The organism is bacterium, from assembly GCA_030693325.1.
In the GTDB taxonomy this organism is placed as follows: domain Bacteria; phylum Patescibacteriota; class Minisyncoccia; order UBA6257; family MFKM01; genus MFKM01.
The window spans coordinates 1-26674 of sequence record JAUYAV010000005.1 but is presented as its reverse complement, the minus strand read 5'-3'; the positions used below and the strand labels follow the sequence as shown (position 1 = coordinate 26674).

Genomic DNA, 26674 nt, shown 5'->3' with positions numbered 1-26674 from the left:
TTTAGCTTATAGTTTTTAACTTTTGCTGTCAAGTTTTAATGATAGAATTTTAGAAACGCCATCTTCTCCCATAGTTATACCGTATAAAACATCGGCCACGCTCATTGTTGAACGATTATGAGTAATGATAATAAACTGAGTTTTCTCGGAAAACTTTTTAATCAATTCCGCGAATCGCTGGGCGTTACGGTCGTCCAAAGCCGAATCAATTTCGTCAAGCACCAAAAACGGAGGCGGATTAACCGAAATTAAGGCGAAAAGGGCGGCCATGGAAACCAAGCTCCGTTCGCCGCCGGAAAGCATTTCCAAACTAGTAATTCTTCTTCTCGGCAAATTTAACTCAATTTCTATCCCCGCTTCTTCAATCACCGGCGCCGATTTAGGCTCGGCGGAATTTTCGTTTTCTTCTCCATTTAATTCATACTCCGACTCAATTTCTGATTTAACTTCCTGTGTTTTTATTTTTAATTTCGCCTTTCCTCCCCCGAACATCAGCCGGAAATAATTTTCAAATTCTTTATTGATTAATTTAAGCGCTTCCTGAAAATCAATTCTGATTTTCGTATCCAAATCTTTGACTAAAGTTCTGAGATCAATTGAGGCCTTTTCCAAATCAACAGACTGGTGCGATAAAAACTGATAGCGCTGTTCGGTTTCCTCGGCTTCTTTGACCACTGCCGGGTCAATATCGCCGATGCTCGCCAGATTGGTTCGCAGTCTGAACATTTTCCTTTCTATTTCGGACAAATCCGGAATATTTATCGGCTGGGTGCCGGAAGAATTGCCAAATTCTTTCACCGACCGGCCGATTTGATTCAACTGAATTTCCAAATCCTGAAATTTCAGATTCGCTTTTTCTTTTTCAAAGAAAATTTTATTTCTTTCATTTTCCAGCCGGTTGATTTCCTCTCTTTTTTCTTCAACGGTCCTGAAACTTTCAATCAAACGTTTTTCATTCTGCGTTAACTGCGATAATTCGGCATTTAAGGATTCAAGATTTTTAATAATTTTTTCTTTCCCTTCTTTTATTTTTGAGAATTCTTCTTTATTCTCCAGGGATTTATCCGGAACTGAAAAAAATTTGTTGATTTTTTCAATCCCCTGCTCCAAATTTATTTTTAATTTTCCCAACTGTTCCAGCGGCAAACTTGATTCCAACAAATTTTTGATTTCTTTGATAAGCCCGAGTAAATCTTTCGCGTGATACTCAATTTCTTCCGGAGCGGCCGAAGCCAATATTTCCAGCTTGGCTTCAAGACGGCCTAGTTCCCTCTGACACTCGGAACGCTTGGCCAACAAATCAGCCGACCGCGACCTCAGCTCGTCAATTTTCGCCAGTTCTCCCTGGAAATTTTCCAATTCTTTCTGCTTTTGCCTGATTTCTTTTTCCAAAACCGCCAAGGGATTATCAAGGACAGCCAAAGTATTTTTTATTTCCGCTAGTTTAAAAGAGAAATAATTATTTTCCAAGCTCTTCAGCTCTTCTTCAAACGCGCTCCGCTTTTCCCATTTGCCGGTCTGGCGCTGGAGCATTCTTAAATGCGGCTGAATTTCTTCAATCATCGCTTTGATTTTTTCCAAATTAATAACCGTATTATCCAACTGATTTTCGGATTGAGTTTTTTTAATTTGGAATTCTCTCAGCCCGATAATTTCTTCAATCATCTGCTGGCGTTCTAAGGGCGAACTTTTCACGAAAATATCGCTCTGCCCCTGGTTGACAATAGTGAATCCCTTCGTGCCCAATCTGGATTTCGCCAATAATTCAATAATGTCTTTCAAACGAACGGATTCCTGGTTCAAGAAGAATTCGGAAACTCCGGAGCGGTCAACCTTGCGGGTCAAAACCACTTCTTCAAAATCAATCGGCAGCCAGTGAGAGCTGTTGTCAAAACAAAGAGTGGCCTGGGCTAACCCCAGGGCCGCTTTTTTAGGCGTTCCGCTGAAAATAAGATTTTCAATTTTTTCGCCGCGGAGCTGTTTGGCTTCTCTTTCTCCCAGCATCCAGCGAAGAGCATCAACTATATTGGATTTGCCGCTGCCGTTGGGTCCGACAATGCCGACCACGCCGGCCGGAAATTCCAAAACCGTCTTTGAGGCAAAGGACTTAAAACCGCTTAATTCAAGACGTTTTAAAAAAATGGACATAAATATTATTTTTCAAACTTCAGAAAATACTGCTTTGGCTTCAATTCTTGCTCTATTATAACACCCCAGTTTGGGTCAACTTCCGATATTCGCTTTAAAATTCCATTTTCTTTAAACAGAGGGTCAACAACCCTTGATTTACAAAATACCTGAGCATCAAAATTATCAGGGTTATTGATTGCTTTCACTTTATTATTCATTCGTTCCCAAAATAATCTCAATTTTTCGTCTTTATCTAAAAATTTTTTTATTTTTTCCAAAACTATCTTATCGGTTGCATAAAGATCATTTTCAGAGATATATTCTTTTTGTAAAGCATATTTTAAACAATCCCCAACCGTTCTAAACATTAAAGCTGAAGGAAAACCGGAGTAATATTCTCTATTCAACTTAAAAAATAATTCGGCGTATTTTTTCGCGCTTTCAAAATTTTTAAATACCCAATTATTATTTTCTGTTGATAAATTTTCCAGAAAATAATTTTTGACTTGCTCATTTAACTCGCCGAAAATAACAGCAGCTTTCAAAGAGTAATCAATTCTGTCGGCACATAAATCAGGCAAATCCTTCTCTTTTAGGGGGAAATTTTTATCATCCAAAATATATTCTAAATCAAAGTTATGATTTTTTATTATTTTTGGAATTTCTGTTTTTCTTACATAACTATTAAAAATATTATCTTGATGGTTGTGTTTTTTTTCTGAACCGCTATCTAACACATAATCAATACAATGAGAAAAAGCAGAATGAGAAACATCATGGATTAAACCAGCAATCTGTTCTTTGATTGACGTATTATATTTTTTAAGAAGTAAATAAACTCCTACTGAATGCTCGAAACGCGAATGCGCTACTCCTGGAAAATAAGGCTCAGGATATCCTACCTGATCTATTTCTTTTAATCGTTGAATTGGCGAGGAATTTATTAGTTCCAAAATAACCGGTTCGCTAATTTCAAATTCCCCATAAACTCGGTCTATGTATTTCATATTATTTCCAAACTTGATATCCGGCTACAAAATATGAACCGTCTGCGAATATCCGGAATTATTTTTTAGCTATTATCTTTTTCTTCCATATCGTTATTTTTTTGAAAACTTTTTACTATCGGTTCAAAATTTCCTTCCATAATGCTTTCTATATTGTGCCATTTTTTGCCGATGCGATGGTCGGTGATCCTGTCCTGCGGAAAATTATAAGTCCTGATTTTTTCCGACCGGTCGCCCGAGCCGATTTGTTCTTTGCGTATCGCTCCAAGTTTTCTATGCTCTTCTTCCTGTTTGAATTCAAAAAGCTTGGCCCTAAGAACACTCATGGCGCGGTCTTTGTTCGCGGATTGCGAACGATCAACCTGAGAAGCGACAACCACTCCGCTCGGTTTATGCAAAATCCTGACCGCTGTTTCCACTTTATTGACGTTTTGTCCGCCGGGGCCGGACGAACGGAAAAAAGAAATTTCTAACTCCGAGGGATTTATCTGAATCTGTGTCGGCTCCACTTCCGGCAAAACCGCCACTGAAATCGTTGAGGTGTGGACTCGGCCGGCTTTTTCCGTTGCCGGAATCCGCTGAACCCGGTGAACGCCAGATTCAAATTTCAAGGCCTCATAAACTCCTTCGCCGCTGATTTCCGCCACCAAAGATTTATATCCGTTTAATGAGCTTTGATGGGAATCAAGAATAAAAAAATGCCAGCCCTTTTTCGCTGAAAATTTCTGATAAGCCCGGCTTAAATCCGCGGCGAAAATAGCGGCCTCATCGCCGCCGGCTCCGGCTCGTATTTCTAAAATTATTTTATCCATTTTTTTATTTACTATTGTAATTCCACGATCGTGGAATTACAATAGTAAATTATTTCCAAATTAAAAATTTATCTCAAGACTATAAATATTTATTGAGTATCTTTAAATTCTTCACAACTACTTTTTTCATTTCTTCAATAACGCTGGCCATTATTTTATAAGGCGCAATTTCTTCGGGATTGTCTTTTAAGCTTTTTTCCAGGGCTTCCCGCCAGGCCAAACGGATTTCGGTATTGATATGAACAATGGAAATGCCGGCGTCAATAGACGCCAAAAAATCTTCATTGCTGATTCCGGAACCGCCGTGTAAAACCAAAGGAGCACAGCTGACTTCTCTGATATCCTTGACTCTTTTAATATCTAAATTCGGGTTAGGCGCGTTTTTAAACATTCCATGAATATTGCCGACAGCCGCTGACAATAAATCAACTTTTGTTTCTTCAACAAATCTTTTAGCTTCTTCGGGCTTGGTTAAATCTTCTGGCTTAATAGCCGCTCCTTTGGGAATTTCTTTCAAAATCTTAGAAGAAGAGCCGATAAACCCGATTTCTCCTTCAATTAAAATTTCCGGATTGATTGACTTGAGAAAGATTACGGCTTCCTTGGTTTTCGCGACATTTTCTTCAAAAGATGATGCGGAAGCGTCAAAAATAACGGCGTCATAGCCCGCCTCAACCACTTCTTTGGCTTTTTCCAGGGAATGAATATGGTCGCCGTTGATGAAAATCGGATAATCAAATTCCTCCCTTAAACTTTTAACCAAAACCGCGGCCTGCTTAAAACCGACATAATCCCCCTCGCCCTCGGAAGTGCCGATAATTAACGGAATTTTTCTATTTTGCGTTTGGGATAATTCCTGGCCGGCTTCAAAAATCGCTTTTAACTGCTCCAAGCTTGAAATATTAAAATGACCGACAGCTACCCTATTTTTCTCAGCTTCTTGAATTATTTCTTTAAGATTAAACATTCATTTATGATTATTAAACCTCAAACCAACCCTTGATGAAATTTTCTTTGATTAATTCCTCAAATTTTTCCCGACCGAAATAACTGATGAAAATTTTGTTCCAAAGCGCTTCCTGATGGTGATACAAGTATTTAATCATTTCCTTTTCTTTGACCAAGCTCATCACGGTATCTACTAAATTAAAACTAACAAGAATTTCTCCGCCGGTTTCTATTTTGAAAAAATCGCCGATCCAATCCAGGTCTTTCCAAAAATCCAGACCTTCAATTTTAGCCAAGGCCTCTTCGGCTTTGTCCCAATGAAGCGCTTCCGGGTTAACATGGGGAAGAAATAAGCGATGGTCATTTTCGTCATCTTTAGCCAAATAGCGCTGAACAATCGAAAAAGAACGGTGTTCGTCGGAAGAAGGAGCCGGTAAATTATCCAAAACATCTCCCCGCAGAAGTGAAATAAAATTTTTGGGAAATTCTTTGGGATTATTTTGAGAAAAATTTTTGATAAGGTCGGAATAAAAATAAACTTCATTAAAATAATGCGCGATAAGAGATAAAGTGCGCAGAATTTCGCCTGAAACTTTCAAAGTGATGGGTATGACAAAAATTACTCCCAGTTCCTTAAGATGGCTTATATTGTGATATTTTTTCTGGACGAATTTCTCGGCCGCCTCTTTCCACTGCGAACCGAGGACTCTAACTTCTATTTCCCGCTCTTCAAAATCAGCGGCTTTTAAATTTTGATACTGCTTAAAGAAACGATTATTGAGCCATTCCGAATCTTCCAAAAACCGCAAACCGCTGTAAACCTCCAATAAATCTTCTTTGGCCAGCATTGATTCTATTGAAGAATAGCCCAATGCTTTCATAATTTTTTGCGGGGGTTCAGCTTTCAAAAATCCTTCGGCGATTTCTTTTTTAAGAAAAAATCCTTTACGTTTCGGGCAAATATCTTTCGCCAAATCAACAACCCGCTGGCAATCTTTGGGGTTGGTTAACTCGGGATTCTTCAACATCTGGAAAATTCTTAAATCATCACTTTCTATTTTTGAAATTAAAGCGTCATAAACGTCCAAGGCCATGGAGTTCCGGCCCAGTCCCAGATTATCCAATGAATCGTCAATCATTTTATCGTTTTCTTCAACCAAAGAATAAAGAAAATTGGACTTGCCGGTAATTCGGTTCAAATCTTTTTCCAAATCAATTACGGCCTGTTTTTCTATTCTTAAAATTCTGGCGATTTTTTCCTGATAAGAAACTTTATCCATATATTTATTTTATATCTTAAATCTTTTTATTTCCAATTTTCCCCAACGGGGCGACCTTAGGAAATCTTTTCTATTAATAATTCCCCGCTTGGCGCCGATGACTTCAACTTCCGCGGTGGCGTTGGCGCTCCCCAAATAAATGGCGTATTCAACATCCTGTCTTTGAATTAATCCGGAAACAAAACCACTGCCGAAAGCATCGCCGGCGCCGGTGCGGTCAACTATTTTTTTCTCTTTAAAAATTCCGGCTTGCCAGAGAGTTTTTCCGTCTGAAACAATCAACCCTTTCGGGCCTCTAGTCATCACAACGATTCCGTTGACCCAATGGTCTAATTTTTTGAAAACTTCTTTTTCCCGCTGGTAAGAAGCCCCAGTCAAATAAGAGGCTTCTTCCTGGTTGATGATAAAAACATCATAATTATTTAAAAGTTCCGGATGGGCTTTTAAGATTTTCAATTCCCTGCCACCGGGGTTTCCGGCAATTTTAATTTTATTTTTTTGGGCGAAAGAAAAAAGATTTCGTAAAAGTTTTTCATTCCCGCCGAGTGAACCGATATAAAACCATTTTGTTTTTAATTTTTTCCAGGGAATTTCTTTTTCGGTCAAATCTTCACCGGCGCCTTTGTAGGAAAGAATGGTACGCTCTCCACTTTCAGTCAGGAAAATCACCGAATAGGCCGTTGAAGTGGTTTTATCTTTCTGGATAAATTCAGTATTTATTTTTTCTTTTTTAAGAGCGCGGATTATTTCTTCGCCGGAAATATCGGAGCCGACCCGGCAAATGATTGCGGTTTTTAATTCCTGGCGGACGAAAGTGGCGGCGGTATTCGTCCCAACTCCGCCGGTGGTAAAGGTAATTTTAGGAACTTCTATTTTTGAACCGAAAGGCAGGGAAATCCCCTCGCCTACCCGAAAACGGGAATCTTTTATTTTCAAAAAATTTACTCCTTCAAAAAAGGCGTCCCGAGTGGCTGTTCCGATTGTGATTACGTCAAACATTTTTTCTTATAATTAGTTTAACCTATCGGCGGCTTTAAACAAAATTCCAAAAGTTAATAACTATATTTTGAGATATTAGCAACAACTCCCGCCATTGTCAGAGAAACCGCCAAAGCCGTGCCGCCATAACTTATAAAAGGCAGGGGTACGCCGGTTAAAGGGATCACGCCCGTAAGCGCCGCAATATGAATAAAAACCTGCAAACCCACGATTAAACCAAAACCTATCACCACAATTTTGGCGAAATTATCCGGATTTTTACCGGCAATCGCGAAACTTCGCCAAATCAAAAGGAAAAAAGCGACAATCAAACCGGTCGAGCCGACAAAACCCAATTCCTCGGCGATGACGGCGAAAATAGAATCGCTAATCGGCTCCGGCAAATAATGAATTTTTGTCGTTGATTGCCCGTAGCCACGACCCCATAACTGACCCGAGCCGATAGCCAGAAGAGTCTGATTCTGCTGATAACTTTTCCCCAAAGGGTCGGCTTGCGGGTTCAGAAAGGCCTTTATCCGGTCAAAACGATAAGGAGTAAAATTAATTACCAAAAACAAAACCGAAACGCCCAAAAGAATAATGGCTAAAATATACCTGAATCTGGCGCCGCTGATAAAATAAACCGCGACCGCGGAAATGCCGATAATCATAGCCGCGCTGGTTGAATGCTGAACCAATAAAATGCCGCAGATAAAAACCAATAAACAAAGAAGAGGCAGAAAACCGCTGAGAAATTTTTGCGTCCGGTCTTTATTCTTACTTAACCAGGCGGCCAAATAAATAAGAAAAGCGAATTTAACGATTTCAGACGGCTGGAAACTAAAATTCCCCAAAGCAAGCCAGCGTCTGGCGCCGCCGGACAAAACCCCCATGGAAGTGAAAACTAAAATCAAAAGCCCAAGACTGACGATTAATAAAATAAAACTTATTTTTTCCAAACGCCGGTAATAAACATTAGCCATAATAAAAAATCCCAAAAGACCGGGAAGTAAGCCGTAAAGTACCTGATGCTTCAGGTAAGAATAAGTGTCGTGAAAATTTTTATTGCCCAGATCCGAGGAAGCGCTGGCCAGCATCGCCAAGCCGAAAGCCGTCAATAAAAAAACCAGCAAAATAAAAAAATAATCAATTTTTTTTGGTCTTGTCTTGCCTCTCATTTTCAAAAAATTAAAAACTATGTTTTAAAACCTTTCCTGCCAGCGCCAGACTGCCGTTAATCTCTCCGTTTTCCAAAACAACCGAGCCGTTGACCAAAACATCGCTCGGCTGGCCGTCCCGCATAATCACGATGTCGGCAAAATATCCTTCGGCAAGCAATCCCCGCTCTCTGATATTAAATTTGCGCGCCGGCGAAGAAGTGGCCTTGATAACGGCTTTTTCCAAAGGCATCAGATTTTTTTCCTGAACCAAATTCAAAAATTTCACCGATCCCCCGGAAGCGATAATGGCGTTTTCCGAAATCAAAAGCTGAGAGAGAGTTTGAAAATCAATATTTTTATACCAAAGCTCGGCCTTCAGTTGGGTCAATTCCATAAGTTTTAATAAGGCCTCAGTCGGCGCGAGATTTTGGGCTTCGCTGAATTGGGTTAAAGATTTTCCTTCAATAAATTTCAAGAAAGACGGGACTTTGGCAATAATTAAATCTTCAAATTTGATTTGATCAAAAAAAATCAAAATCCTTTCTCTAATACTGGGGGTTTTGATATTCTGAAGCATCACCTCCAGACCTCCGCTTCTGGCCCACTCCGGCAAAAACATATAAATGTCCATCAAATTCGCTTCGGCGGGAAAAATGTCAAAATGGATATGAGCCCGCATTTTTTCTTTTTCTATCAAAGAAGCGATTTCAAGATAATCATTTCCAAATTCTTTGAGCGGCTGAAAACGGCTTATCTCCACGTTCGCGCCGGTTTTTCTCGCGAGATTCAAAGTTTCATTGATGGCCCAAGCCAGCCCTTCGGAATAATTGCGAAGCTGAGTGGCATAAACGCCTTTGAATTTAGCGGTTATTTTTACCAACTCTTCTATCTCCCATTTGGAAACATTATGAGAATGGACATAACTCAGTCCGGTTGAAAAACCGAAAGCCCCTTCTTTTAATCCTTCCTCTAAAACGTATTTAAAAACTTTGATTTCTTTTTCGGTCAAATCGCGCAGGTCTTCTCCGATAATCGCGCGGCGAATGGTGGAATGGCCGATTAAAGTTCCGAAATTCACTCCCAATTTCCGCCGCTTCATAATTTTCAAAAATTCAAAAACCGAACGCCAATTTACATTTACCTGCGAAGAATCGGCCCATTTTCTGATTGACCTTAGAGAACCGTCAATTAAAGGCGCCAAAGAAGAACCAGCGTTGCCGCCAATAATAGTGGTGATTCCATGTTTTAAAAGTTCACTTTGGCCGGGGTCGGAAAATAAAGTCAGGTAATGGTCTGCATCGGCATTAATGTCAATAAAACCGGGCGTGGTCATCGCTCCCCTGGCATCAATGACTTTATCAGCGCTTTGATGCGGAAAATTTCCCAAGCGATTAATTCGCTCGTGATTAATAAAAATATCACTTTTAAACGGCAACTTCCCCGACCCGTCAAAAATCAAGGCGTTTTTAATAAGAACTGTCATTTGAAATAATTATAACATGAAATAAAAACAGATTAGGTATTTATAATCTCAAAACTTTTTCCCGCCAGCAAATTTCCGCTCAGAGAAATTATCCTCGCTCCTCGTCAAAAATTGACGGAAAATGGCGAACTCAACCTCCGCTTCGCCCCGCTAAGCGGGGCTTCGCTTCGGGATTCAAACAGCGCTATTTTCCTATTTCTTCCTCCTCGCTCGGTAATTTCTGGCTTCGCTCCAACACGCTGGCTTAGGAAAAATTTTGAGATTATTTCATTGGAGTTAAAAATAAAACAGCCCGTCTCCAAGGTTTTATCCTTGAAGAACGGGCTGTAAATAATTGTCCTATCTATTCTCCTAGGGCATCATTTTGCTCGAGATATTTTATCCCCGAGCTATTTACTTTATATAGACCCTTGCTTTCTTGATCTAAGAATCCCTTTCCCAAAAGGAATTCTATGTCTTTTTCGGTGAAACCGATGAAACAATTGCCCTTACTTTCTTGATCTTCTAGTTTTAATTCCTTTAGGTTAAAGCTCTCTTCGCACCCTATAAAATCTACTAAATGTAGTAGTAAAGTCAGAGCTTTGTGACAAGCTTTGTTTTTCGATTCTTCGATTAAATCAGGATTACTCGGTTTAATCAACAATTGCCATGGTTTTTTTATTCCTTCCATCTTTTCACCTCTTTCTTTTTTTAAAGAGCAACATCCCCAGCGAGATGTTTCCCTTTTGGCTCTTAGTTAAACATCTCAACTTAATATCTATTATATTAGCATACTTTTTTTAGTTTGTCAAATCATAAAAACCTTGCCAAGAAAAAGAGAACCAAGCCGATAGCGCTGGCTAAAGCCGAGATAATCCAAAAACGCATCGTCACCTGGGTTTCCGGCCAGCCGATGGCTTCAAAGTGGTGATGAATCGGCGTGGAAAGAAAAATTTTCCGGTGAAAAAATTTTTTGCTTATCGTCTGGATGATTACCGAAATTGATTCAATCACCAAAATTAAAGCGAAAAACGGCAGGAACACAGCGGTATTGGTAAGCATAGCAATTACTCCCAAGGTTACTCCCAAAGACATGGCGCCGGTGTCGCCCATAAAAAATTTCGCCGGATAAATATTAAACCAAAGAAAAGCCAAGAGCGCTCCCAAAATCACCGTTTCCATTGCCGCCAAATCATAACGGCCTAAAACAAAAGAAACCACAATAAGCGAACCGAAAGCAAACAGAAGTGTGCCGGCGGCCAAACCGTCAAGGCCGTCGGTTTCATTAGTTGAAAAGGCGGTCGCAATGATAACAAATATAAAAATAGGAATATACCACCATCCGATTTGAAAATACCCCAGAAAAGGAACGTAAAAAGTGTTCCAGTTAAGTATTGATGGAGAATAAAACCACCAGGCGCCGACAGCGGCCACCGCAGTGTAAAGAATAATTTTCAAGCCCATCCGCAATCCCCCGCCCTTGGGGCCGATTTTCAATATTCCCAGAATATCGTCAAATAATCCGATAAGGCCGGCAATCAGCATCGTCGCCAAAGGCAGATAGGTTTGGGCGCGATTCACAAAATTAAAATATCCCCAAAAGCCGTCGCAGATTTTATTCAAAATTAAAAATAAAATTGCCAGAATAATAACCGTTCCCCAAATAATGATCCCTCCCATAGTCGGCGTCTGGGATTTGCCCTGGTGAAGCCGCGAAAAAATCGGAGTATCATCCGCATCGCGGATATTTTTTTTGGTCAAATCGAATTTATGGAGAAGCCGGATGAAAAGCGGCGCCAACAAAAAAGCCGTTCCGAAAGACACGGCCAAAAGAACCAGCATCCTCACCACCTGAAAAATAATTTGAGTATTATTGGGCATTTTTCAAATAATCCAAAAGTTGTTGGGTTTGGACGAAACGGTCATCCGCTCCCAAAACGATTATTAAAATCCGGCGGTTATCAACCAAAAACAAAGAAACTAAATTTTGTTTTGACTCGTCAATAGTTCCCGTCTTGCCGCCTAAAAAATCAAGCCGTTCAACGAAACGATTAATATTTTGAAAATCACCAAAACTTTTATCCCGGCTCCAAGCCAGTATTTCCGGGTGATTATTAACAATATACTTTATTAATTTTCTGATGTCATTAGCCGTTGACTGATTAAGCGGCGAGAGGCCGGTCGGATCACGGAAAACCGTCCGATTCATGCCCAGTTCAACCGCTTTTTTATTCATTAAGTTCACGAATTCCGCCTGGCCGAAAAGATAGAAATCCGCGAGGGCTATCGCCGCGTGATTGCTGGATGTCAACATCATTATTTTTATCAAGTCATCAACTTTGTATAATTTTCCCGCTTCTAATTTTCCCAAATTTCCTTCAATATTAAGGGCGTTTTCACTGGGTATAATTTCTTTATTGCCGATTTCTTCAATCGCCAAAACCGCGGTCATTAATTTAGTAATAGAAGCTAAAGACCAGGGAGTATCGCTATTATAACTTATCAAATCGTTATCATTGTCCAAATCTGAAACTAAAGCGATTTTGGTTTTCAAAATGACATCCGGCGACTGTTGGCGTTTATTTGCCAATGTTTCGTTTGAGGCCGGCAATTGATAAGAAACGGAATTCCCGGATAAAAAACCCCGGGGGATATTAACAACCAAATTCCCCAAAAAATCAGGACTGCTGCCATAATTTAATTTCGGCAAGTTCTGAGGAAAGCTTTCTTCGGCGCTTACGCCGCTTTGCCCTTCGGGAGCCAAACTGCTGACCGCCAGCGATTCCGCAAACGAAACCGGCTGATTAACAGCCGAAATCTCGGTTTTTGTTCCTTTGGTAATCGACAAAGAAACAAAAACCAAAACAACTAATAATAAAGATTGAAATTTACTGCGCATTGCCGGTGATATTTTTTAATACTTCCTTATACTTTGAATATTCCGGCAAATCTTCCTGCTTACTCAGTCCCAGATGTTTTAAAAAATCAAAACTGACATTATAAAGGAATACATAAGGCCGCTCGGGATCGGGATGACGCTCAACCAATCCCCTGACCAGAAGATTTCTTAAAATATAACCGGAGTTCACGCCTCTTAAATAATCAACCATTGACCGCGCCATCGGGCCGTTATAAGCGACTATAGAAAGGGTTTCCAAAGCGGCCGGAGTCAAATTTTCCTTGATTTCTTCCTTGATGATTTTTTCGCCTAATTTCTGAAAATCCGGTTTGGTCGCTAATTGTACCTGGTCGCCTATTCTGTTTAATGCCAATCCCCTGCTATTATCAGTTTTTAATTTATTTTCAAAAACGCCAATCACTTCTTCCAGGTCCTCTTTTTTGATTTCCAAAAGCTCGGCTATTTTTTTTAAATCAATCGGCTCGCCGTGAATAAACAATAAACTTTCCAAAGCCGCGGTCAAATTATTTTTTATTTGCTCATCCATTTTTTAATGATAATTTTAAAATTATATTTTTTCAATAGTGATTTCGGAAAAATGTTTTTCCTGCTGGACACTTATTAAGTGGTCTTTAATTAAATGAAGAATCATCAAAAAACAAGTGATGATTTCGGCTTTGGGCTGGGAATTAATCAATTTCCCGAAATTAAATGTTTGGGCGATTTCCAACCTTTTCAAAAATTCCCGCATTTTTTCTTCCAGATTGATTACTTCCAATTTGAAATCTTTGGTCTCGTAAATAAATTTCTGGAGCTCTTGAAGTAAGCGATTCAAGGCTGTCTCTAGATTTTCCGGCTTTATCTTCCTAGGCGGATAAAAAGACCTGCCTGCCGGCAGGCAGGTAATTCCCGAAGAAGCTAAAAACTCCCGGCTGAAAATTACGGGTTGATCCTGCCAAAGATTCTTAATATGATCTCTGGCAATTTTGAATTCCTGATAAATCTTTAACCGTTCCTCTAAGTCCCTGATTTCTTGTTCTTCCTCCTGGTCTAAAACTAAATTCGGCAAAAGGGCTTTGGATTTTATCAAAAGCAGACGTGAAGCCACCACTAAAAAATCCGCCAAAATACCCGGCGCCATTTTTTCCACGGTCGTCAAATAAATCAAAAAATCTGCCGTCACCTGAGCCAAACTTAATTGGGTAATCTCCAATTTTTTCTCTTCAATCAATTCCAGCAGTTTTTCTATAGGACCGGAAAAATGTTCTAATTTCAGTTCGTAAGCCATTTGACACCTTTTATTCTATAATATAATCTTTAAAAGATATATGAAATTAATTCATTACAAAATTTTAACCATCGTTTTGATCATCCTTTTAGTGGGTTCGGTTGTTCTTTTATTTCAGGACGCCGGCTTTAACTCCACAAAAAAAATACCAGCCGACGAAGCGGGCAAAAAGGCCGTAAGCTATATCAACGATTCGCAAGGTAAAGGCACCGCCAGTTTGGTAAGCGCCAAGGAAGATAAAGAAAAGGGCCTTTACAAACTGGAACTCAATGTCAACAGCCAGATTTTTGAATCTTACATAACTTTAGACGGAAGCACGTTATTCCCGGACTCAATTAATTTAGGAACGGCCGCTTCTGAAACAAAAACAAGCGCGAATCCTCCCGCCGGAGAAACCGTTGACGGCGACTTCATAAAAGTGGCCAACCAGGAAATTATCAAAGAAAACGGCAAGCCGATAATTTATTTCTTCGGTTCAACCAGCTGCTCTCATTGTTTGTGGGAGCATCCGATTATTCAGGCGGTAGCCGCTAAATTCGGCGACAAAATCAGCTTCCACGACATTATGATAACAAGCGCAAACGATATGAAAGACAAAGACATTTTTTCCAAATACAGCAAAGGAGGCATTCCCACTATTGTTTTAGGCGGCGTTTATTATCGCGAAGGTTCCGGCGAACAGCTCGGAGAACAAAAAGAAGCCGAAGTCCTGACAAATTTAATTCAACAAATTATAGACCAGAAATAAGAGTTAAAATAAAAACCCCTCCGGCATATGTCGGAGGGGTTTTTATTTTGTTGGTTATCGCTCCAGCGCTTCCCTGATATAAACATTTGATGGATTCCAGAGCATCCAGCCGTTAAAGTTATCTCCCAAACTGTCTTGGGTAGCCTGGATTTGTTTTGTAATCATACTCGCGTCATAAGTGGCTCCTAGATTAAAATCCTGAAGCCAGGGACGTATTTTTGATTTCATCGGATAATCAAACGTCTGCTGGTTATTCGTTGAGCTCGCGGTAACTGAGCTGACAGCGGTTGAACTGGAGACGGAAACGGCGATTTGCGGCCGGCTGTATTCTATAAGACGCTTGATAGCCGAATCTAAAGAATATTTAATCACTTCGTAAGGATAGAGGGCGGGATTTTTATATCCCAAAAATCCGGAAGCGTAATGGCTGGGATAAACCATCGGCGAAACAAAATCAAAATATTCAAAAGCATCTTCAATAATTTGCCCGATGCCTAAATCGTCTTGGTTGATAGTCGTTAAACCGAAAAGGTCGGCGGAAATTTTAACGCCGGGCAATTGCTGACGAAGATATTTGAAAAAATTCCTAATCACTTCACTTTTTGTTTCTGCGTTAGTCCGCGTTAAGTCCGCGTCAGTCCGTGTTTTTTGCCAAAAAGGAAATCCCATGTCTTCCAAATCGCCATCGGAAGGAAAACGGATGTAGTCAAAATTCAGTTCATCAAATCCCCGGCTGGCCGCGTCTTTGGCAATGGCGATATTATAATCCCAAGCATCTTTGGCCGCCGGGTCAATCCAAGCCAATTTTTTATTATCCAGCCAGGAACCGCCGGTTTTTTTGCTTTCAACCGTCAGGTCGGGCCGGGCTTTGGCAAGCCGCGGGTCCTGGAAAACGGTAATCCTGGCGATGACATAAATCCCCTCATCGTGGAGCTGTTTGACAAGACGGTTAATAAAAGGAATTTTTATTTCTTTGGCTTCATATTTTTCAACTTCCGGGACCTGGATATCGTAGCCCACATAACCGGAATAATCTTTAAGGTCAATCACCACCGCATTGATTTCCGTGGTTTTCTTCAAGTCAATCAGATATTTTATTTTCGCCGAATTGCCGGCCGACCAGCCGGTAAAATAAATAGCCTTGATGATTTCCGGCGCATCAGCCAGCGGTTTCTGATTTTCAATATCGGTTATTTTTGGCGTTGCTTGAGTTGTTTTTTGATTTCCGGCTTGAGAGGCCTCGGGCGCGTCCAAGCTGGCAGCCGGAAGAGTCGGGGCCACCGTAACTTCAATCCGCCAACTGGCGGACAGAAAGACAGTGACGCCAGCGGCCAAAATCAATAAAAAAAGCAAATATTTCATAATAATTTATAACAATTAAATACAATATACCATTATTCTTGATTCAATTAAAACAAAATAATTCACCCCGTTAGAGAATATAGTTCTCTAACGGGGTTCACTAAGCGCATTTTTGACAGAATTTCAAAAGTATGCTTTATTAAAAGCACAGATTAGAACCTTAAAAAAATATTTATAACAAGGAGGAATAAATGAATATAATAGCCGCTACTGAAACTTCCCTGAAAAGAATAACCGATGCCAAAGAAAATTTTCTGCAGAACATTTTGAAGCCACTGCCTTTATGGCTAAACGCCGATCAACTAACCCTTATCAGGATTTTGTGTATTTTTCCGATCATTTTTTTTCTCTGGAATAAAAGACCTGATATTGCTTTTTGGTTTTTTATTTTTGGGGCTTTCTTGGATTTAATTGACGGCCCGATTGCCAGAGTAAGAAAAAAAGAAACTGATGCCGGGAAAATCCTTGATCCATTCGCTGATAAGGTATTGGCTGGAGTTGCCCTTTTTGGAATATTTCTAAGCCAAGGCCCCTCTTTCCTTTCACCTCTGCTTTTTTGGCTAATCATTGCATTTGAGTTCACCCTGATTGTTTTAACTTTGATCGGCAAAGCAATGCTAGAGCAAAAAGGATTTAAAAGAAAATTGGGAGCCAACCTTTGGGGAAAATGGAAATTCTTTCTTCAAACTATCGGAATTTCACTCCTGCTTTTACAAAGACCTTTCTGGGCTCAAATAATTTTATGGCCGTCAGTGGTTTTAGCAATCGCCAGTATAATCGGCCATCTTGCCTTCAAGGCCACCTCTGAAAATTCAGCGTAATTCTCGGATCGAATCTTAGGGTTTGCCAGTTGTCCCAAACAACTGGTTTTTTATTAGTTTTCTATAAATTTTATTGTATAATCACCTTATGGCTCTTGCTATTTATCGCAAATATCGGCCGCGGACTTTTGAGGATTTACTCGGCCAGGAAATAATCAGCCGGATTTTGAAAAACTCCGCCAGTCAGAATAAATTTTCCCACGCCTATCTTTTCTCCGGCCCTCGAGGTTCGGGGAAAACCACGGCCGCCCGTTTAATCACTAAAGTCGCCAACTGCCTGACCCGGCAAAAAGACGAAGAATTCGCCAAAAAAGGCGAACCCTGTAATTCCTGCGCAGCCTGCGTGGAAATTGACCAAGGCTCGGCTATGGATGTTATTGAAATTGACGCCGCCTCCAACCGCGGCATTGATGAAATCCGAAATCTAAAAGAAAGCGTCCGCCTCTCCCCTACTTCTTTCAAAAAAAAGATTTTTATTATTGACGAGGCGCATATGTTAACCAAAGAGGCCTTTAACGCTCTTTTGAAAACTTTGGAAGAACCGCCCGAACACGTGATTCTAATTTTAGCCACCACCGAGTTTGAAAAAATTCCCGCCACCATTGTTTCCCGAACCCAGCAATTCCATTTCAAAAAAATCCCCCTGATGGTAATCCGGGAAAAACTGAAAAAAATCGCCGAAAGCGAAAAACTGGAAATTTCCACCGGCGCTTTAGAATTAATCGCGGCTTCAGCTGAAGGCAGTTTCCGGGACGCGGAATCACTCCTGGACCAGTTATTGTCTTTCGGTTATCAGAAAATAAGCGTGGATGAAGTGGAAAAAATGGTTGGCAAAGTCACTTTCTCCAAAATAGCGGCTTTTGCCGAAACGCTTCTGAAGGGGCAGCTTGATAAATCTCTCAAGGAACTGGCGGAGATTGAGGATGACGGCTATAATTTGGTTCAGTTTAATAAAGATTTAATTCAATATCTAAGAAAGGCGCTGGTTTTAAAATTTGAACCAACCTTGGAAAAGGCCTTTCAAGAAGAATTAGCTCCCGAAGCCCTGGAAAAACTCAAAAGCCACACGGAATTAATAAAAGAAAAACATTTGGAACTTTTAAAATCTTTAATCAAGGCCTACGGCCAGATGCGCTACAGCCAGTTTCCGATTATTCCGTTAGAAGTGGCGATAGTAGAGAATTTAAAAACTGAAGGACTAAAACACTAAAAACCGGAAGACACCATGCTTTAAGTTTTTAAGTATTTTAGTTAGTGTTTGTATATATTGGGAGATCGTCTAATGGTAGGACATGGGCCTTTGAAGCCCAGTATCGGGGTCCGAATCCCTGTCTCCCAGCACTTAGAAAATCAATAATATTATTTAAAAAAATATTTATGCCTCACATTTTCACCAACTTAATCGGTTATATCGCGGCGGTTGTCGGAACGTTTCTGATGTTGCCGCAAATAATCAAATCCTATAAAAGCAAAAAAACCGCCGACCTCTCAATAGGAATGGTTGTTATTTATATTATTAACTGCTGTCTTTGGCTGATATACGGACTTCTTCTTTCCGCGTTGCCAATAATTCTCGCCAACGGAATTGGGCTTGCCATCGGCATCGCTCAACTTTTTCTAAAAATTAAATATAACAATTAAAAAAAATTATTGCGCCTGAATCCCCAAAAGCTCCACTTCAAAAATCAAAGTTGAATTCGCGGGAATCAAGCCATTGCCAATACTTTGAGCGCCATAAGCCAAATCCGGCGGAATAACCAGTTTTCTTTTGCCGCCAACGCGCATTCCCGCCACTCCTTCATCCCAACCCTTAATCACCTGCCCTGCTCCCAAAACGAATGAAAACGGCTGATTCCTGTCATAAGAACTGTCAAATTTTTTGCCGTTGGTTAAGGTGCCGACATAATTGACGCTGACGATATTTCCGGCTGCCGCCTCCGCGCCGGTGCCGGCAACCTCGTCAATAATTTGCAAACCATCTGCCAAAGTTTCGTTTTTCATTTGATTTTGATTATTAATAATAGTATTAATATTTGCTTCTTTATTTTGACTCGCGCTTTTTGAAAAAGCAAGAATCCCCGTTGCCACAATAACGATGGCCATGATAATCAGCAAAATTTTTAGATTTTTATCCATAATACTTTTTATTTTATACCAAATTGAAAATATATGATAACATAAAAAATTATTTTCTGTTTTTATCCGTAAAACTTCAAAATCCCCATTCCTAGGGATTTTGAAGTTTGGGGTTTTAATTTTCAAAAAAATCGTATTATACTCTATTTAGGAAATAAATTGAAAGAACCTTAAAAAATAAAAAAGGAGGCAGTAATGAAAGAAATAAAAAGAAATGGGGAATGGCCGCTGTTCCGGATGATTATCCCGGCTTTCAGAGAAATAAATATTTTCACCCCTATCGCCGAAAGAATCACCGCCTTAGGGCCGATTATAATAGCCACCGTCGCTGATAAATTGTGGGGCTGGCGCGCGGAAGTCATTGATGAAAATAATTATCACAAGGGACCGCGAGACAATGAGGGCCTGCCTGACCACAAAACTCTCCAGGGAGAAAATCCCGCCGCGGTTATTGGCCTGTTCTGCGGCCTCTCCAGCACAATGGAACGGGCCTGGCAAATAGCCGATTTCTACCGCAACGAAGGAGTAGCCGTGATTGCCGGCGGGTGGCACGCGCATTATTCCCCGGAAGAATCTCTTAGAAAAGGAATTGATGTTGTAGTCCATGGCGACGGCGAAGAAATAATTCAACGGCTCCTTCAAGCCCTTTGGCAAAAATTACCTCTTTCTGAAATTCCGGGAATATCATATTGGCAGGACGCGCAAATCAAAACCAATCTTCCGGAAAAAATGGAAGTTTCTGATTTGAATGATTTGCCTTTTCCGAATTTTGGTCTGTTAAGATTCGCCAAAGTGAAAATTTATCCGATAGGCCGAATCCGGGGTTGCGGCAAACACTGTGAATTTTGCTCGGTTCGCGGAAAGCCTCATTGGGCCACCAGTCAGTATCTTTTTGAAGAAGTGAAATGGCTGGCGGAAACCAGACGAGCGGGAACATTTTTTATCGTGGACGACCGAATGGAAGAAGACCGCGCCGGAGCTTTGGAATTTTTTGAAAAGATATCTCAAAAATACGGCTTCGGGCTTGACTTCACGGTCCAGATAAGATTGGAGGCGGCCACAGACAGTATCCTGCTGACGGCTATGAAAAAAGCCGGTGTCAGGACGGTCTGCATCGGATACGAATCCCCTATCAACGAAGAATTAATAGCCATGAGAAAAGGATATTTGTCTTCGGATATGGTCAAATGGACAAAAATTTTCCACAGCTACGGATTTTTCGTCCATGGGATGTTCATCTTCGGTTATCCGTTGAAAGGAATTGCCGTCACTATCAGCGCCCGAGAACGATTCCGGCAGTTTAAAAAATTTATTCGCCGATGCCGGCTGGATACTGTTCAAATTCTACGCCCGGTTCCGCTCGTAGGAACGGATTTACGAATCAGATTGGAACAGGAAGGACGGCTTTTCCCGTTAGACGTTGTCCCTTGGGGCAAATATGACGGAAGCTATGCTTGTTATCAACCGAACAATATGACTTTAAAGGAGCTCCAGGAGTTGCCTTTAAAACTTATGGGGTGGCATTATAACCCGCTAAGTTTTGTGAGAATTCCTTTAAAAACGCTGGCTTTCCCTTTTGATTATTTAATAAGGGGCTGGCAGCGCTGGTATCGCGGTTGGCGCAACGATATTTTTCGTTATGGAGGACATCTTTTGATCAAGCAATGGCTTAAGCGCTACGAACACCAGGCATTTCTGAAAAAACTGGAAAAATTTCAGACCTCCAGAATGTCAAAATAAAAATTAAGGGCCGATTTAAAAAATCGGCCCTTTTTATTTTTTTCTAAAACTTGCAGGAAAATTTAATCCAGCCGGGAAAAAGCCCAGATGGCCAATTCAGTCATTATTATCCCGAAAACAAAAACGATAAGGACGTCGCCGAAAATTCCCAAAAAAATTATGGGTTTGCCGAAAATATTTACTCCCACCGTAATCTGGGAAAAATTCAAAATCGTCTGCCGCAAGGCGTCAACGGCGTAAGTGAAAGGATTGAAGCGAACTAGAAAATCCATCCAAAAAGGCAGATTTTTCAGGGGGAAATAAGCGCCGCTTAAAAGAGCCATCGGCGCAATCAAAGAATAGCTTATCATCTGGTGGGCTTCCGTGGTGCGCACTAAACTGCCGATGAGTACTCCGAAGGCGGTCAGGGCCAAAGAAATCAGAAGCATCAAAAACCAAAGTTTTATAAAAATAAGGAAAGAAAGATGCAGGCCGATAAATGGTGCGATGGCTAAAAGAATTGAACTCTGAATCATCGCTATGGTGGCACCGCCGGCAATCCGACCCAAGGCCACCACTGCTCGGCTGATAGGCGCCACCAGGATTTCTTTAAGAAATCCGAATTCCCTGTCCCAAATAACCGACGCCCCGGAAAAAATAGCCACAAAGAAAATCGAAAGCCCTAAAACCCCCGGAAAAAGAAATTGAATCAGATTAGCCTGCGGCCCTACGACTTCACTGGCGAATTTGCCGACGATTGAAGAAAGTCCGCTGCCAAAAATTAAAAAACCAACAGGCATCATAATTGAAGCCACTACTCTCACCGGGTCCCGCCAATAATGTAAAAGCTCCCTATACCAAAGAACATAGATAGATTTAAAAATATAGGGAAGGTTCATAAAGATTAATTTTTATGGTTATTATTTAAGCTTTTCCGCTGGCGGTTTTCCCGGCCCATTCTGTCCTTGTCGCTGGCGGCTTCTTCGCGAATCTGCCAACCGGTTAAAGCCAAAAAAACATCATCTAAGGTTAAATGGTTTGAAACGCCGCCAACCTGTTTTTTAAGATTAGCGACTGTGTCCAAAGCGATGATTTTGCCGTTATCAATTATTCCCACCCGATCAACTAACTCCGCTTCGTCCATGTAATGAGTCGTCAGAAAAACGGTGATAGATTCCTTGATTCTTAAATCCTGAATATAATCCCAGATATGCCGGCGGGTCTGGGGATCCAAACCCATAGTTGGCTCGTCCAAAAATAAAACTCGCGGCCGATGAAGCAGTCCACGGGCGATTTCCAACCGCCTTTTCATTCCCCCGGAAAAAGTGTTTACCAAATCGTCTTTACGGCCGACTAATCCAGCCATTTCCAAAACCTCAATTATTCGGGAAGATTGCTGGCTGGAAGGAATATCATATAAAATAGCGTGAAATTTTAAATTTTCCCAAGCCGTCAATTTTTCATCCAAACTTTCTTCCTGGAAAACCATTCCAATGGAACGCCTTACGCCATCCGGATTTTTAACCACATCATAGCCGTTGATTTTTACCTGACCGGAAGTCGGCGCCAATAAAGTGCAGATAATTCTCATCGTGGTTGTCTTGCCGGCTCCATTAGGGCCGAGAAACCCAAAAAACTCCCCTTCCTTCACTGAGAAAGAAATTCCGTCAACGGCTTTTATTTTTCCAAAATTCCTGACAAGATTTTTGACCTGGATGATTTCTTTATTGTTTATCATTTCCCAAACTATAATTATAACCTATCTCAATTCTCAAAATCATTTTATTGACAACTACGGTAAATTTTGTATTCTGAAACTGCTGGTAAGCCAGGTGATAGCTGTCGTCATTGCTTCGCAATGACATGCGGATTAATGCTGATACTCCGACTATCGTCGGAGCCGCTGATAAATGCTGATAAAAAAGTATCCGCATAAATCAGCTTAAATCGGCATAAATCAGCGTGCCACTGCGGAGCAGTGGCGATAGAGGAAAGTCCGGACACCTAGTAGAAGATAGCGGCTAACGGCCGCCGAGCGCAAGCTTAGAGGTGCGAGCAGTGACGTTCTGGTTCGAAAGGACCAGAAGACCCTTCGGGGTTAATCTTCGAAATAGTTCAGGGCTTGCTCTGAATGAAGTCGAAGAGTGAAACGGCTAAATCCTTATCGGGTGCAAAGTCGTACTCTGACGAAAGTCGGAGGGTGCTGCTAGAGCTTTCAAGTAATTGAAAGCCCAGATAAATTATCACCAAATACAGAATCCGGCTTATAGCTTGCCAACAAAATATCCCCGCGCCATTCGGCGCGGAATATTTTTTTATTTATGAAAACCCAGGTCCGCCGGATTTTTATCTCCGGATATATGCCTGATTTTCCCGCCGCCTTTTTCAAATTTTTGCCGTAAAGCGAAAACTTCATCAGTGAGGTCAAACGTTTTTTTTGAAACATTTTCTTTTTTTATAAAACCTTTTGACCAAAAATTTATCACGAGTCGGCTGTCGCCGAAAATCTTTTTAATTTTCCTCTTAGTTGCTATCTTGAAAGCCAGATTAAGAGCCAAAAGCTCTCCGTAGTTATTGGTCGCGCCGCCGGCAATAACATATTTCCCGAATTTATTAAGATTTTTTTTAGGTAAAATTTCTGCTAAAAGATTCTGGCCTTTTTCGTCTGTGACACTTGCTTCAACGCCTTTTCCTCTTCCGGTTCCCGCGTCAAAATAAATTCCCGGTTCAAGACCGCCCTTAAAAGAATAATCAGCCCCGGCCATCAGCCATTCCTCGGCTTCTTTTTTAGTTTCAAAACCCTTATATCGGGCATTAGGTTTTCCGGACACTTTACCCCTGCAATCTTCCCAATTATCGGCGATACCGTTTACGGCTGTCGAAGGAACACAATAAGCAAAATATTTTTTATTTTTCATAAAAAATTATTTATGTTTCCCGGATTTATAATAATTTTCCAGGCATTCTTTTATTTTTTCCAGATTTTCCACCGGGGCTTTAAAGCCGGCGGCCCGGGGATGGCCGCCAAAATTACAAAATAAATCGGCTGAACAAGTCCTCAGCGCTTTCACTAAGTTCAAACCTTTAGGAGCCCGACCCGAAGCTTTTATTTTATCGCCTGAATGATTAAAAACAAAAACCGGAAGCTTGAATTTTTGGGAAACTTCATCAGCGACCAAACCGTTAATCCCAGGCTGAGGCCAATTGAATTTATTTTCGGCAAAAAACACTTTTACCGGAATTTTATCAGCGGTTGACTCGGCAAAATTTTCTTTTAAAATTTTTCCGATGATTTTTTGAGCTTTTTGATAGTCAATTTCTATCTCGTTAACCAAATTTTTAATCTCTTTTTCGTCCTTACTGCTCATCAATCTAAAAAAATTATTTTCTTCATTGATTCCTTTGGGAAAATTAATCCGGACAATCAAGCGCTCAAAATTGTCAGGGGTTAATTTTTTTATCCTGATTTTTTTAGCCAAAGCAAAAAGGGCCGGCCGATAGCCCTTATTTATCCTTTCAATGCCTTGAGAAATTATTTTCTTATTGGCGGCGGTTAAAATAATTTTATCGGCGACCGTGGCAACAGCGACCAAATCAAAAAATTTCTCAATTTCTTTCTTTGGTCTTTTTTCTTGCCGATATAAATTTTTAACAAATTCCAAAACAACTCCCGCCGCCGCCCTGCGGCCGTTGGAGTAATTAATAATAATGCCATTAGGCAAAACCTTGAGCGGAGTGTGATGATCAAGCACGATAAAATCAATTCCTTTTTCGCGGGCAAATTTTATTTCTTCAATAGCTGAAATGCCGAAATCAACGGAAATAATGAGTGATACCCCCTCTTTGGCGAATCTTTCTATTTCTTCTTTGCCCCGATTATAAATTCCTTTTCGGCCGGAAAGTGAAAGCAAAAAATTTTCAAAGCCCAAATCTTTCAGCGCTTCATAGATAATCAAAGTGCCGGAAATTCCATCGGCATCATAATCGCCCCAGAGGGCGATTTTTTCATTTCTTTTTTTGGCCAATTTCAAACGTTTGATCGCTTTTGGGATATTTTTTTTATTCAGGTCAATCATTAATTGTTTTTTAAAGCTTCTATTCCCGGTAATTTTTCCCCGGCTAAATATTCCAACATCGCTCCGCCGCCGGTTGATAAAAAGAGATTTCTGTTTTTAGTTGTAAGTTTGAGTGAAGCGATTGTCTCTCCGCCGCCGATAACGATTTTGGCTTTTTTATTTTTGAAAACCGCGGCCGCTATCACTTCCGTTCCTTTGGCGAATTTTTTATCCTCAAACATTCCCATCGGGCCGTTCCAGATAATGGTTTCGGCTTTTTGGATGATTTCGTTATATTTTTTTGCCGTCTCCGGGCCGATATCCAAAATTTTTCTTTTATAAAGAACAGTGTCTATCGGTAAAATAATTTTTCGCGTTATTTCCCGTGTTATTTTTTCATCTATTCGCGTTTTTTCGTAAAATGAATCGCCCACAGGCAAACCCTGAAGCGCGAAAAAAGTATTGGCCATCGCTCCACCGATCAAGAAATAATCGGCACTTTTTAGAAAATTATTTATTAAACCGATTTTGTCCGAGACCTTGGCTCCGCCAAGAATTACCACTAACGGCTTTTTGGATTTTTTTATTACCGCGTCAAGATTCTCAATTTCTTTTTCCAAAAGAAAACCGGCATAACTTGGCAAAAATTTAGTGATGGCTTCCACTGAGGCGTTCTCTCTGTGGCTGACGGCAAAAGCGTCGTTAATATAAATATCCCCTAAAGAAGCTAAGAATTTAGCAAAGCGACTGTCATTTTTTTCTTCTTCGGGCAAAAATCTCAAATTTTCCAAAAGAAAAATACTATCACGCGTGATAGTGATGATTTTATGGATTTTGGATGCCCTAAATTCATTTCTAAAATCTATAAAACGAACCGGTTTTCCAAGCAATTGAGAAAGAATTCCCGCAAACGGCTTAAGGGAAAAATTTTTGAGACTTGAGATTTGTCTCGCTTCGCGAGATCTCCCGCAGGGAGAAGATTTGAGATTTATTTTTGGCCTTCCCCGATGGCTTAAAATCACCACTTTTGCTCCGTTTTTAATCAAAAATTTTATAGTCGGCAAAATCGCCTGTAAACGAAAAGCATCTTTTCCCGGCGACTCAATATTCAAATCCACCCGCAAAAGACAGGTTTTATTTTTGAGCTGGCTCAGTTTTAACTGCCTTAGATACTTCATTAATGATTTTCTTAAATTCGTTTATTTTGATGCTCGCGCCGCCGACTAAAGCGCCGTCAATTTCCGGATATTTCAGATAGTTAGCGATATTCTTTGAATCCACCGAACCGCCGTATAAAACTTTTATATTTTCTTCGCAGGATGGCTGGCCCGAATTCAAGCTAAAAATTTCTTTTATGAATTTTATCATTTCCAGAGCTTCTTCCGGCTGGCAATAATTTCCGGTGCCGATTGCCCAAACCGGCTCGTAAGCGATGATTAAATTATGATTTTTCAGATTTTTAATATCCCTTAAATCTTTATTAAGCTGTTCTTGAACTGTATTTTTGCGCATCCCCTTCGCTCTTTGTTCCATGGTCTCGCCCACGCATAAAACCGGAGTCAATTTGTTTTCAAAAACCGATTTTATTTTTTTTGAAATCATTTCATCGCTTTCCCGCATATAATTTCGTCTTTCCGAATGGCCTATAATCGCATATTCCGCTCCCAAATTTTTCAGCATCAGCGGAGAAATTTCGCCGGTGTAAGCGCCCTGATTTTCCCAAAAACAATTTTGCGCTCCGAATTTAACTTTTAACCTCAAACTTTTGGCTTTCAATAATAACGGCTCCAAATAAATAAAAGGCGGCGTGATTATCAAATCCAAATTGCCTAATTTTTTATCTTGGCCAAGCCATATTCTCTTTAAAAG

27 protein-coding genes, 1 tRNA gene and 1 other RNA gene are annotated in these 26674 nt (G+C 40.5%); 7 read left to right on the top strand and 22 right to left on the bottom strand.

The window, feature by feature from the left end:
• Positions 1 to 15: 15 nt before the first annotated feature.
• From Q8N22_00275 to Q8N22_00215, 13 genes are all read right to left on the bottom strand, one after another.
• Positions 16 to 2148, bottom strand: coding sequence for an AAA family ATPase (locus Q8N22_00275; GenBank protein MDP3052386.1), 2133 nt, complete (start codon positions 2146 to 2148; stop codon positions 16 to 18).
• Positions 2149 to 2153: 5 nt separating this feature from the next.
• A complete protein-coding gene (locus Q8N22_00270; GenBank protein MDP3052385.1) occupies positions 2154 to 3083 on the bottom strand; it encodes an HD domain-containing protein in 930 nt (309 codons plus the stop codon).
• A gap of 119 nt (positions 3084 to 3202) precedes the next feature.
• Positions 3203 to 3949 carry a PCRF domain-containing protein gene (locus tag Q8N22_00265; GenBank protein ID MDP3052384.1) on the bottom strand — a complete coding sequence of 249 codons (747 nt, stop codon included), beginning with the start codon at positions 3947 to 3949 and terminating at the stop codon, positions 3203 to 3205.
• 79 nt (positions 3950 to 4028) lie between these two features.
• Complete coding sequence (locus Q8N22_00260; GenBank protein ID MDP3052383.1) at positions 4029 to 4916, bottom strand: class II fructose-bisphosphate aldolase; 888 nt, start codon at positions 4914 to 4916, stop codon at positions 4029 to 4031.
• Positions 4917 to 4929: 13 nt separating this feature from the next.
• Positions 4930 to 6177: a hypothetical protein gene (locus Q8N22_00255; protein ID MDP3052382.1), complete on the bottom strand. Its 1248-nt coding sequence runs from the start codon at positions 6175 to 6177 to the stop codon at positions 4930 to 4932.
• Positions 6178 to 6186: 9 nt separating this feature from the next.
• Positions 6187 to 7176, bottom strand: coding sequence for a carbohydrate kinase family protein (locus Q8N22_00250; GenBank protein ID MDP3052381.1), 990 nt, complete (start codon positions 7174 to 7176; stop codon positions 6187 to 6189).
• Between the two features lie 53 nt (positions 7177 to 7229).
• Positions 7230 to 8333: a putative lipid II flippase FtsW gene (gene ftsW, locus Q8N22_00245; GenBank protein MDP3052380.1), complete on the bottom strand. Its 1104-nt coding sequence runs from the start codon at positions 8331 to 8333 to the stop codon at positions 7230 to 7232.
• A 10-nt stretch (positions 8334 to 8343) separates the two neighbouring features.
• Entirely contained in the window at positions 8344 to 9798 is a 1455-nt protein-coding gene (locus tag Q8N22_00240) for an amidohydrolase family protein (protein MDP3052379.1), read from the bottom strand.
• 343 nt (positions 9799 to 10141) lie between these two features.
• Positions 10142 to 10468, bottom strand: coding sequence for a hypothetical protein (locus tag Q8N22_00235; protein MDP3052378.1), 327 nt, complete (start codon positions 10466 to 10468; stop codon positions 10142 to 10144).
• Between the two features lie 122 nt (positions 10469 to 10590).
• Positions 10591 to 11658 (bottom strand): phospho-N-acetylmuramoyl-pentapeptide-transferase, encoded by a 1068-nt coding sequence (locus tag Q8N22_00230; GenBank protein ID MDP3052377.1) that lies wholly within the window; start codon positions 11656 to 11658, stop codon positions 10591 to 10593.
• Complete coding sequence (locus tag Q8N22_00225) at positions 11648 to 12676, bottom strand: serine hydrolase (GenBank protein ID MDP3052376.1); 1029 nt, start codon at positions 12674 to 12676, stop codon at positions 11648 to 11650. Before Q8N22_00225 ends, Q8N22_00230 begins: the two co-directional genes overlap by 11 nt.
• Positions 12666 to 13223, bottom strand: a complete 558-nt coding sequence (scpB, locus tag Q8N22_00220; GenBank protein ID MDP3052375.1) for an SMC-Scp complex subunit ScpB — start codon at positions 13221 to 13223, stop codon at positions 12666 to 12668. The genes Q8N22_00225 and scpB overlap by 11 nt, the downstream gene beginning before the upstream one ends.
• A gap of 21 nt (positions 13224 to 13244) precedes the next feature.
• A complete protein-coding gene (locus tag Q8N22_00215) occupies positions 13245 to 13964 on the bottom strand; it encodes a segregation/condensation protein A (protein MDP3052374.1) in 720 nt (239 codons plus the stop codon).
• Positions 13965 to 14004: 40 nt separating this feature from the next.
• Between Q8N22_00215 and Q8N22_00210 the strand changes: the two genes are divergently transcribed.
• Positions 14005 to 14712: a thioredoxin family protein gene (locus Q8N22_00210; protein MDP3052373.1), complete on the top strand. Its 708-nt coding sequence runs from the start codon at positions 14005 to 14007 to the stop codon at positions 14710 to 14712.
• Positions 14713 to 14766: 54 nt separating this feature from the next.
• On the opposite strand, the gene Q8N22_00205 is transcribed toward Q8N22_00210, so the two are convergent.
• Positions 14767 to 16074 carry a putative glycoside hydrolase gene (locus Q8N22_00205; protein ID MDP3052372.1) on the bottom strand — a complete coding sequence of 436 codons (1308 nt, stop codon included), beginning with the start codon at positions 16072 to 16074 and terminating at the stop codon, positions 14767 to 14769.
• A 191-nt stretch (positions 16075 to 16265) separates the two neighbouring features.
• Here Q8N22_00205 and Q8N22_00200 point away from each other — a divergent pair, with 191 nt between their 5' ends.
• The 4 genes from Q8N22_00200 (at position 16266) to Q8N22_00185 (ending at position 18536) form a co-directional block, all read left to right on the top strand.
• Positions 16266 to 16895: a CDP-alcohol phosphatidyltransferase family protein gene (locus Q8N22_00200; protein ID MDP3052371.1), complete on the top strand. Its 630-nt coding sequence runs from the start codon at positions 16266 to 16268 to the stop codon at positions 16893 to 16895.
• Between the two features lie 88 nt (positions 16896 to 16983).
• The gene (gene dnaX, locus Q8N22_00195) at positions 16984 to 18105 is read left to right on the top strand and encodes a DNA polymerase III subunit gamma/tau (GenBank protein MDP3052370.1); all 1122 of its coding nucleotides are present in this window, start codon (positions 16984 to 16986) and stop codon (positions 18103 to 18105) included.
• 58 nt (positions 18106 to 18163) lie between these two features.
• Positions 18164 to 18234: transfer RNA gene (locus Q8N22_00190), tRNA-Gln, on the top strand.
• 38 nt (positions 18235 to 18272) lie between these two features.
• Positions 18273 to 18536, top strand: coding sequence for a SemiSWEET family transporter (locus tag Q8N22_00185; protein MDP3052369.1), 264 nt, complete (start codon positions 18273 to 18275; stop codon positions 18534 to 18536).
• Between the two features lie 6 nt (positions 18537 to 18542).
• On the opposite strand, the gene Q8N22_00180 is transcribed toward Q8N22_00185, so the two are convergent.
• Complete coding sequence (locus tag Q8N22_00180; GenBank protein ID MDP3052368.1) at positions 18543 to 19031, bottom strand: FKBP-type peptidyl-prolyl cis-trans isomerase; 489 nt, start codon at positions 19029 to 19031, stop codon at positions 18543 to 18545.
• Positions 19032 to 19226: 195 nt separating this feature from the next.
• Here Q8N22_00180 and Q8N22_00175 point away from each other — a divergent pair, with 195 nt between their 5' ends.
• Positions 19227 to 20771 carry a cobalamin-dependent protein gene (locus tag Q8N22_00175; protein MDP3052367.1) on the top strand — a complete coding sequence of 515 codons (1545 nt, stop codon included), beginning with the start codon at positions 19227 to 19229 and terminating at the stop codon, positions 20769 to 20771.
• A gap of 62 nt (positions 20772 to 20833) precedes the next feature.
• Here the strand turns inward: Q8N22_00175 and Q8N22_00170 are convergent, their stop codons facing one another.
• The 3 genes from Q8N22_00170 to Q8N22_00160 are packed head-to-tail and all read right to left on the bottom strand — an operon-like array spanning position 20834 to position 22684.
• Entirely contained in the window at positions 20834 to 21649 is an 816-nt protein-coding gene (locus tag Q8N22_00170; GenBank protein MDP3052366.1) for an ABC transporter permease, read from the bottom strand.
• 5 nt (positions 21650 to 21654) lie between these two features.
• On the bottom strand, positions 21655 to 22488 hold the full coding sequence (locus Q8N22_00165; protein ID MDP3052365.1) for an ATP-binding cassette domain-containing protein: 834 nt from the start codon (positions 22486 to 22488) through the stop codon (positions 21655 to 21657).
• Positions 22475 to 22684, bottom strand: coding sequence for a hypothetical protein (locus Q8N22_00160; protein MDP3052364.1), 210 nt, complete (start codon positions 22682 to 22684; stop codon positions 22475 to 22477). The genes Q8N22_00165 and Q8N22_00160 overlap by 14 nt, the downstream gene beginning before the upstream one ends.
• Positions 22685 to 22717: 33 nt before the next feature.
• Here Q8N22_00160 and rnpB point away from each other — a divergent pair.
• An RNA gene (rnpB, locus tag Q8N22_00155) (RNase P RNA component class A) lies at positions 22718 to 23033 on the top strand.
• 32 nt (positions 23034 to 23065) lie between these two features.
• Here the strand turns inward: rnpB and Q8N22_00150 are convergent.
• From Q8N22_00150 to tpiA, 4 genes are all read right to left on the bottom strand, one after another.
• Positions 23066 to 23668, bottom strand: a complete 603-nt coding sequence (locus Q8N22_00150) for a ribonuclease H family protein (protein ID MDP3052363.1) — start codon at positions 23666 to 23668, stop codon at positions 23066 to 23068.
• Between the two features lie 6 nt (positions 23669 to 23674).
• Positions 23675 to 24826: a DHHA1 domain-containing protein gene (locus tag Q8N22_00145; GenBank protein ID MDP3052362.1), complete on the bottom strand. Its 1152-nt coding sequence runs from the start codon at positions 24824 to 24826 to the stop codon at positions 23675 to 23677.
• A complete protein-coding gene (locus Q8N22_00140) occupies positions 24826 to 25983 on the bottom strand; it encodes a phosphoglycerate kinase (GenBank protein MDP3052361.1) in 1158 nt (385 codons plus the stop codon). Before Q8N22_00140 ends, Q8N22_00145 begins: the two co-directional genes overlap by 1 nt.
• Positions 25940 to 26674: triose-phosphate isomerase (tpiA, locus tag Q8N22_00135; protein ID MDP3052360.1), on the bottom strand; the 735-nt coding region annotated here is incomplete at its 5' end. The genes Q8N22_00140 and tpiA, both read right to left, overlap by 44 nt.